Below are 3,223 nucleotides of genomic sequence, written 5' to 3'. Positions count from 1 at the left end.
CGACCACCCCCACTCCCACGCCGACGCCGTCGGTGACGCCGTCCGGGGGGACGTTGCCGTCGAGCTTCCGGTGGAGTTCCAGTGGTGCGTTGATCGCGCCGAAGCCGGACTCGGCGCACAACATCGCGGGGATCAAGGACCCGTCGGTGGTGTACTACAACGGCAGGTACCACGTGTTCGCCAGCACCGCCCAGTCCGCCGGCTACGGCCTGGAGTACCTGAACTTCACCGACTGGTCGCAGGCCGGGTCGGCGACGCAGTACTACCTGGACCGCAGCCCGATCGGCGGCGGATACCGGGCGGCGCCGGAGGTGTTCTACTTTGCGCCGCAGAAGCTGTGGTACCTGATCTACCAGACCGGTAACGCCTCGTACTCCACCAACCCCGACATCTCCAACCCCAACGGGTGGAGCGCGCCGAAGAACTTCTACTCCGGGATGCCGTCGATCATCCAGCAGAACATCGGCAACGGCTACTGGGTCGACATGTGGGTGATCTGCGATGGCGCCACCTGCTACCTGTTCTCCTCCGACGACAACGGGCACCTCTACCGGTCGCAGACCTCGCTGGCCGACTTCCCCAACGGCATGTCGCAGCCGGTGATCGCGTTGCAGGACGCCAACCGCAACAACGTGTTCGAGGCGTCGAACGTGTACAGGGTCGCCGGGCAGAACCAGTACCTGCTGATCGTCGAGGCGATCGGCAGCCGCGGGCGGTACTTCCGGTCCTGGACCTCCTCCAGCATCGCCGGATCGTGGACGCCGCTGGCGGCCAGTGAGTCCAACCCGTTCGCCGGAGTGGCGAACGTGACCTTCCCCGCGGGCGCGTGGACCACCGACATCAGCCACGGGGAGATGGTCCGCACCCAGGTCGACCAGACGCTGACGATCAGCCCGTGCAGGATGCAGTACCTGTACCAGGGCCGCGACCCCAACTCGGGTGGGGACTACAACGCCCTGCCGTGGCGGCTGGGCCTGCTCACGCAGACCGACTCCACCTGCTGACGCGGTCGCCGCCACCCCCTGACCTCGCTCTCCTTCCTGGCGAGGACGGCCTCCGGCGCGGCCCGACCGCCGCGCCGGAGGCCCGGGCCGGGAGCCCGCGCGGCCCCCGGCGCCCCGAGGCCGCGACGGCCCATCCCCCCGAACCCCACCGCCGTACGCGCGGATCCCGATGCGCAGGAGAAACGGATGCGACTGACCAGGTTCCTACGGCGACGGCCGCCCGCTCACGCCGCGGGTGACCGCCGCTCCCTCGCCCGGCCCTCGATGGGCCGCCGCGTGCGCCGGCTCGCCGTCGCCGCGCACCTGACCGTCGCGGCGCTGCTGCCGGCGGGTGTGGCGGCCACGGAGGCGGCCGCCACGACGACCCCGGAGGAGGTGACGGCCGTGGCGGCCTCACCGGTCACCACCCCGCCCATGGGCTGGGCGTCGTGGAACACCTTCGCTGCCCAGATCAACTACAACGTGATCAAGGCGCAGGTCGACGCGATGGTCTCGTCGGGGATGAAGGACGCCGGGTACCAGTACGTCAACATCGACGAGGGCTGGTGGCAGGGCACCCGGGACGCCTCGGGCAACATCACTGTGGACACCGCCGAATGGCCCGGCGGGATGAAGGCGATCGCCGATTACATCCACAGCAAGGGCCTCAAGGCGGGCATCTACACCGACGCCGGGCGCAACGGGTGCGGGTACTACTACCCGACCGGGCGCCCCGCGGCCCCGAACAGCGGCAGCGAGGGGCACTACGACCAGGACTTCCTGCAGTTCTCCCAGTGGGGCTTCGACTTCGTCAAGGTCGACTGGTGCGGCGGCAACGCCGAGGGGCTCAACCCGCGGACGGCCTACCAGGCGATCAGCGACGCGATCGGCCGGGCCACCGCCCAGACCGGGCGGCCCATGGTGCTGTCGGTGTGCGACTGGGGTGTGCAGAACCCCTGGGACTGGGCGCCCTCCATGTCCACGATGTGGCGGACCAGCGGGGACATCATCTACTGGGGACAGAGCCCGGCGATGGACCGGGTGCTGGCCAACTTCGACTCCGCCCAGCACCCCTCCGCGCAGAGCCCCGGCCACTACAACGACCCCGACATGCTGATCGTGGGCATGCCCGGCTTCTCCGCGGCGCAGAACCGCACCCACCTCGGACTGTGGGCCGTCTCCGGGGCGCCGCTGCTGGCCGGCAACAACCTCGCCACCATGAGCTCCGACACCCGGGCGATCCTGACCAACCGGGAGGTGCTGGCGGTCGACCAGGACCCGCTCGGGCGGCAGGGCGTGAAGGTGGCCGAGGACCAGAGCGGGCGCCAGGTGTACAGCAAGGTGCTGTCGGGCACCGGCCGCCGGGCCGTGCTCCTGCTCAACCGGACCACCTCGGCCTCCGCCGTCACCGCCCGCTGGTCCGACCTCGGCCTGTCGGGCGCGGCCGCCGTGCGCAACCTGTGGACCGGGACCGACGCCGGGACCTTCAGCGGCTCCTACACCACCACCGTCCCCGCCGGAGAGGCCGTCCTGCTCACCGTCACCGCCACCGGAGCCACCCCGTCTCCCACGCCCACGCCTTCGCCCACGGTGACGCCCACGGTGACGCCGACGCCGACGCCGACGGGGAGCACGAGCGCGTTCCGGGGTGTGGGGTCGGGCCGGTGCCTGGACGTCACGGGTGCCTCGCAGGCGAACGGGACGCTGGCGGAGATCTGGGACTGCAACAACCAGGCGAATCAGCGGTGGACGGTGACGAGCGCGGGTGAGCTGCGGGTGTACGGGTCGAAGTGCCTGGACGTCAACAACCGGGGCACGGCCGACGGCACCAGTGTGCTCATCTGGGACTGCAACGGCCAGAACAACCAGCAGTGGCGTCTCAACTCCGACGGCAGCCTGACAGCTGTCGGCGCGAACAAGTGCCTGGACGTGCCGAACAGCGCCACGGCCAACGGCACCAAGCTCCAGATCTGGACCTGCAATGGGCAGGCCAACCAGCGCTGGACCCGCGTCTGACCCTCACGGCCACGACGCCGCCCCCGCCGAGAGCCCCACCGAGATTCACCGGGCGGCCTCCGCCGCGCCTCCACCCCCCGAGGAGAGATCATGAACGCACCACCCACTCGCACGGCGGTCCGCAGACCAGTCGCCGTGGTGTCGTCCGTCGTCGCGGCCCTGGCGGCGGTGCTGGCGTTGTCCTGGCCGTCGCCCGCGTCGGCGGCGGTGGCGCCGTTGGTGAG

At 70.7% G+C, this 3,223-nt stretch carries 2 protein-coding genes; both read left to right on the top strand.

The window, feature by feature from the left end; all coding sequences use genetic code 11:
• Positions 1-32: 32 nt before the first annotated feature.
• The gene (locus MPTA5024_RS06830; protein WP_084369465.1) at positions 33-1,004 is read left to right on the top strand and encodes a non-reducing end alpha-L-arabinofuranosidase family hydrolase; all 972 of its coding nucleotides are present in this window, start codon (positions 33-35) and stop codon (positions 1,002-1,004) included.
• Between the two features lie 186 nt (positions 1,005-1,190).
• Positions 1,191-2,999: a glycoside hydrolase family 27 protein gene (locus MPTA5024_RS06825; RefSeq protein WP_232326251.1), complete on the top strand. Its 1,809-nt coding sequence runs from the start codon at positions 1,191-1,193 to the stop codon at positions 2,997-2,999.
• The last annotated feature ends 224 nt before the right edge of the window (positions 3,000-3,223 follow it).

It is taken from the genome of Microbispora sp. ATCC PTA-5024 (assembly GCF_000511135.2).
Lineage (GTDB): Bacteria > Actinomycetota > Actinomycetes > Streptosporangiales > Streptosporangiaceae > Microbispora > Microbispora corallina.
This window is presented reverse-complemented; position numbering and strand designations above follow the sequence as displayed.

What these genes read in the sequence shown, in the direction of transcription:
- MPTA5024_RS06825 (WP_232326251.1), top strand. Translation starts at nt 1,191, where the DNA reads ATGCGACTGACCAGGTTCCTACGGCGACGGCCGCCCGCTCACGCCGCG.